A 5,170-nucleotide genomic window follows, 5' to 3' on the forward strand; every position below is an offset into this window, starting at 1 on the left:
CGAGGCCGGCGGCGGCTGGGCCGGTTCGCCCTGCCCGCCCCGCATCAGCAGCCAGGCGATGACCACGCCCGCCAGCAACGCGACTGCGGCGCCGACGATCACCAGGCCGGTGCGGCGGGGCGCGGGCGGATGCTCGCTCGGGGGCTGCGAAGTCATGGCGCCTCGCTAGACCGCGCGGCCCGGGCTTTCAAGCCGCCGTGTCAGCCGCCGCCGCCGAGCCGCGCGAGCGCCGCCTGGTAGTTGGCGATCTGGTTGGTCAGGTAGGCTGGCGCGGGGCCGCTGGCGATCTGAGCCTTCGCCAGCGGGTCCGGCGGCGTCGCGGCCGCGACGAGGTCGCGATAGATGTTGCGGATCACGCCCTGCGCCTTCGCGAGGTCCGCAAGCGCGTGGGCGACCTGCTTGTCGTCGTTCAGGTTCAGCAGGCTGTCCATGCCCAGACCGTAGAACATCGGCTTGCCGTCGGTAGCGACCGCCTTGCCATCCTTTCCGATCTCGGTGTTGCGTACGACGCCTTCGGGAATCCCGATCAGCGCCAGGGCGTCCTTATCCGTCTTGCCGGCGGAAAACTCGATCACCGCTCGGTCGGTGGCCGGCGTGATGTTGATGATCCGGTTGCCGCCGCTGGAGCTCAGCGACACCTTCGCCTGGAAGCCTGAGGCGCGGCGGATCTTGGCCGCGAGACTGTCCAGCGTGTCCTTCGCCTCGATCGTCACCGTGGCCCAACGGCCCGAGCCGGAGCGGACCTGAAAGGCGTCGCCAGGGCGAATGCTGGTCTGGTCGATGATCCGCTCGGAATCGGCCATATCGAGCGTGCCCTTCGGCAGTCCCAGACGGTCCAGCACGCTCGCGCCGTCCGGATCGACCGCGATCGACGTTGGCGCCGCGTAGCCGTCCTTGCCCGTGAACCGCCGCGACCAATCGACGGTGCCCGTGTCGATTACCAGCCGGGTGAGGAACCCATCCTTCTTCCCAACCGCGGCCGGACCCGAGCCAGGCGCCCCGACCGGCCCCTCCGGCGGGAGATCGGTTCCGACGGCGCCCGCGATATAGACCTGTCCGTTGGCGACAGTGAGCGCCGTGGCCCGGTCGTTCCCGGCGCCGCCATAGTAGGCGATGCGGTCGCCGGCGTTCGGCGCCAGATTGGCGGAAACCTTCGCAGCAAAGGCGTCCGTGCCACCCGCATGAGCGCGACTGACGGTTCCGGCGCTCAGCGCTCCGTTCGACGTCGTGCCCGCAACGATGATCTGGCCGCCGTCGATGGCCAGGCCGGTAATTTCACCGCCTTGGAGGTCGCCCAGGTCGCGCGTCGAGGTGAGCACCGGCGATCCGCCAGAGAGGTCGAACCGCCTCAGGATGGCTCGGCCGTTCTCGATGCTGGCGGTGACGACCGACGTCCCGTCGACGACCATCCCGGCCGGCCGGTCCGCGCCCGCCGTCCCGAAGCTGTGGGTGAACAGCGATCCCACCTTACCGGTGCGATCCTCGGCCGTCGTGACCAGCTGCGGCTTGAAGGCCTGAAGATAGCTGTCCCAGCTCCCGACCGCGGTGGCGCCCGGCATGGTGGACTGCGCGCGACCGGCGACCAGGATCGAACCGTCGGCGGCGAAGGCCACGTGCGTCGCCTCGTCCTGCTGCCGCGCGCCGCGGCGCGCCGTCCAGGTCTCTTCGCCATCGGCATTGTAGAGCGTCACGAAGCTGTCGGACTGTCCGGCGTAGGCCCCGGCTTCGCCCGAGTTCATCGGACCCTCGGTGGCGCCGCCGAGGCCGCCCTTGACCGCGCCGGCAACGGCCACCTTGCCGTCGGCGGAAACCGCCAGGGCCAGGCCCGTCGCCTCGTCTGACGCGCCAAGTGTCCGGGAATAGACCAGCTGGCCGGCGGCGTCGTACTTCAGGAGGGCGACGTCCTGCGTGCCTTTGAGCTCCTGTCCCCCCGTCGCAGCCGTGACGTCGGCCAGCATGTAGACCGAGCCATCCGGTCCCACCTGTGTGGCCCGCACGGTCTTCACCTCGGGGCCGAGGGTCTTGGCGAAGGCGCGGCCATCCACCCAGTAACTCTCGCCGTCGGCCTGCGCGGGGGCCGGAACGCTGGTCGTATCCGTCTGGAACTTCAGCAGCTGTTGGCGCAGCACGGCGTCGTTCGTCGAGGCCTTGCCGTCCGGATCCGGATTGCCCGTCGTCTGGGCCATGTAGACAGCGCCCGCGGTCGCCGGGGCGTCGAAGGTCACGACCTCGCCGACCGACACCTTCACCTTCAGCGCCCATTGGTCGGGGCCCGTGCCGATGTTGATCGTCTTGCCGCCGGACTCGACGGTCTTGGGTTGGCCCGGCAGACGCTGGGTCGCGAAGCGGGTGTCCACGCCGGCCGCAGCGAGCTTGTCGTTGATGAACGTGACGACGTTGGCCATCGATCGGGTCTGGGCGCCCATGTCGGCCAAGTCGATCGCCACGCTGTGGACCGTGCCGGCCCGCTTCACCTTGATGTCGAACTTCACCGCGCCCTGGAATGCCGGCACGGCGGCGGAGCTGGTCCCAGCAAAGATCGGCGCGGTGACATACTCGGTCTTCTTGCGCGGCACCGGAGCGGTGCTCTTGGCCCGGGTCGCCGCCTCGCCTTGTGTCAGCCGCAGCGACTCGAAGGCGGCGGTGTCCACATAGCTGTTGAACTCGGCCATTCCGCGCGAGAAAGCGCGCTGGATCTGCATCTTCTCGGTGCTGGTGACGCCCTTCGCGCGCATCCGCTCCGCCAGCCCGCTCAGCGTGGACAGGCCCTGGTACATGGCGAACAGCTTGCGGTAGTCGGCGCTGGCGCCCTGCAGGTCGAGCTGAGCGGCGTTCTCGTCGATGAATTTCTTGCCGCGGAGGACGGACTTCACCAGCTCGCCCGGCGGCGTCGGCGTGGCCTGGGTGCTCCACGGGGCGGTCGGGGCGACCCTCCCACGCGGCGCCGAGCCGCCGGTCGAAGACGCGCCGGCGGCGCCGCCGAGCAGCCCCGACGAGCGGCCCTGGTAGAGGCTCAGGAGCAGATTGCTATCGAGTGATACAACCATCGACCCGCACCGCGGACGGAATTCCGCCCGTCCCTTCTAGCTCGCCAGAGTCTCCACGCCGTTAAGAGCCCAGAAGAAAAGCCCGGAAGCGGGCGCCTCCGGGCTCGTCAGTACGCCCCAACGGAAAGCCGTTAGCCGCCGCGGAACAGCGACAGGATGATCTGCGGCGCCGAGTTGGCGATCGACAGCGCCTGCGCCCCCAGCTGCTGTTGCACCTGCAGGGCCTGCAGCCTGGCGCTCTCCTTGGCGAGGTCGGCGTCCACCAGATTGCCGACGCCGGTTTCCAGCACGTCGGTCAGTTTGGAGACGAAATCGAGGTGGGCGTCGATCTGCTTTGCCTGCGAGCCCAGGCTGCCGAGCGCCTGGTTCACCGCCGAGATCGAGGTCTCCAGCCGCGTCAGCGCCGCGGACGCCGTCGTCACGGTGAGAATGGCCGCGTTCGCGGTGATGGTGATGATGCCCCCGGTGCCCAGCGACAAGTTCTGGCTGGACAGCGTGATCTGCGAGTTGGCGTCCGCATTGGCGAGGAACTGGATGCTGGCGCCCAGCGAGCCGTCCAGCAGGTTGGCGCCGTCGAACTCGGCGTTCTGCACCACCTGGGTGATCTGCCGCAGGATCGAGCGGAAGTCCGAGTTCAGCGCCGTGCGCGAGGCGCTGTCGAGCGAGGTGTCCATCGCCGCGACGACCTTCTCCTTCAGCTCGACGAGGAGGTCGGAGACCGATTCGCCAGCCGTCATCGAGACCTCGGCGATCGAATGGGCGCGCTCCAGGCTCATCCGCACCGCGCCGAGCGCGCCGATGTCGGCGCGCTGCCCCTGGGCGATGGCCCAGATGGCGGCGTTGTCCTTGGCGTTGGAGATCTTCAGGCCCGTGTTCACACGGTTTTGGACGGAGCTGAGCTCGTCGTTGGTCTTGTTCAGGTTCTGCAGCGCAATCAGGGCGGACTTGTTCGTATGCACGCTGATCGACATGGCGCTCTCCACTCACGCTCGGCGACTCGCCGTCCGCCTTGCCGCGAGGGTGAAGAAACGTGGTGATCAGAAGGTTAACGACGCCAACGCGCGTCGCCGCCGCCGGAGCCTCTCCGGGGCGGTCGGGACGTTCGGGCTCGCCAAGCGAGCTGTGGAATCAGGCCTGGGTGCGGATCACCGCGCCGGCGGCGTAGGCGGTCTCCTCCCGCATCCGCAGGACATCGGCCCTGGGCAGCTGGAGGACGACCTCGCCCGTTCGGCGGTCGATGGTCTTGTAGACGTAGGTCCCGCTGGCTTGATCCTCTTCAATGATCAGTCGCAGATCGACCGGATCCGAGGTCTTGACCTGGGCCTTGGCCTGGCCGCCGCTGGGCGACGCGCCGGACTTGGGCTGGTTGAGCGTCGGATCGGGCGTGGCTGCGAAGGCCGCAACCTTGCTTTGCATGGCTCCTGACGCCGCCGGTTAGGCAGCGCTCCGATGTGAGAGCACAGCGGCGAACCGGTCGCCCGGCCCGCCCCCGTGAGACGGCCGCGGAGCCGAAGCCCCGCGGCCAGGGCCTTAACGGAACAGGCCCAGCAGGATCGACGAGGACTGGTTCGCGATCGACAGCGCCTGAACGCCCAGCTGCTGCTTGGTCTGCAGAGCCTGGAGCCTGGCGCTTTCCTTCGCGAGGTCGGCGTCGACGAGGTTGCCCACGCCGGCGTCGATGGAGTCCTGAAGCTTGTTGACGAAGTCGACGTGCGAGGCGAGCGACTTCGAACCCGTGCCGAGCTTCGACAGGACACTCGACACCTTCGAGATCGAGGTGTTGATCGTCGAGATCATCGCGCTGGCCTGGGTCGCGGTGGTGAACGTCGCCGCGGCCGAAACGGTCACGTTCGCGCCGCCGAGCGCGAGGCTCTGGGCGGTGACCGTAATCTTCTCGGTGCCGTTGGCGTTCGCGATCGCCGCGATCGTCGTGCCGCCCGTCTTGACCATGTTGATGCCGTTGAATTCGGCGTTCTTCACGGCCTTGCCCAGCTGATCGCGCAGCGCCTTGAAGTCGTCGGCGAGAGCGGTCCGGCTGGTGGTGTCGAGCGAGGTGTCCGAAGCCGCCAGGGCCTTTTCCTTCATCTGAAGGAGCAGGTCCGAGACGGTTTCGCCGGCCGAGA

4 protein-coding genes are annotated in these 5,170 nt (G+C 68.5%); all 4 read right to left on the reverse strand.

All coding sequences use genetic code 11. From position 1 onward, the window contains the following. Nucleotides 1–200 precede the first annotated feature (200 nt). Entirely contained in the window at nt 201–3,047 is a 2,847-nt protein-coding gene (locus RIF93_RS18425; protein WP_309092909.1) for a hypothetical protein, read from the reverse strand. Between the two features lie 131 nt (nt 3,048–3,178). Beyond that, a complete protein-coding gene (locus RIF93_RS18430; protein WP_309092910.1) occupies nt 3,179–4,018 on the reverse strand; it encodes a flagellin in 840 nt (279 codons plus the stop codon). A gap of 157 nt (nt 4,019–4,175) precedes the next feature. After that, the gene (locus RIF93_RS18435) at nt 4,176–4,463 is read right to left on the reverse strand and encodes a hypothetical protein (RefSeq protein WP_309092911.1); all 288 of its coding nucleotides are present in this window, start codon (nt 4,461–4,463) and stop codon (nt 4,176–4,178) included. 114 nt (nt 4,464–4,577) lie between these two features. Then, on the reverse strand, nt 4,578–5,170 hold a 593-nt coding region (locus RIF93_RS18440; protein ID WP_309092912.1), incomplete at its 5' end, for a flagellin.

It is taken from the genome of Phenylobacterium sp. (assembly GCF_031181185.1).
Lineage (GTDB): Bacteria > Pseudomonadota > Alphaproteobacteria > Caulobacterales > Caulobacteraceae > Phenylobacterium.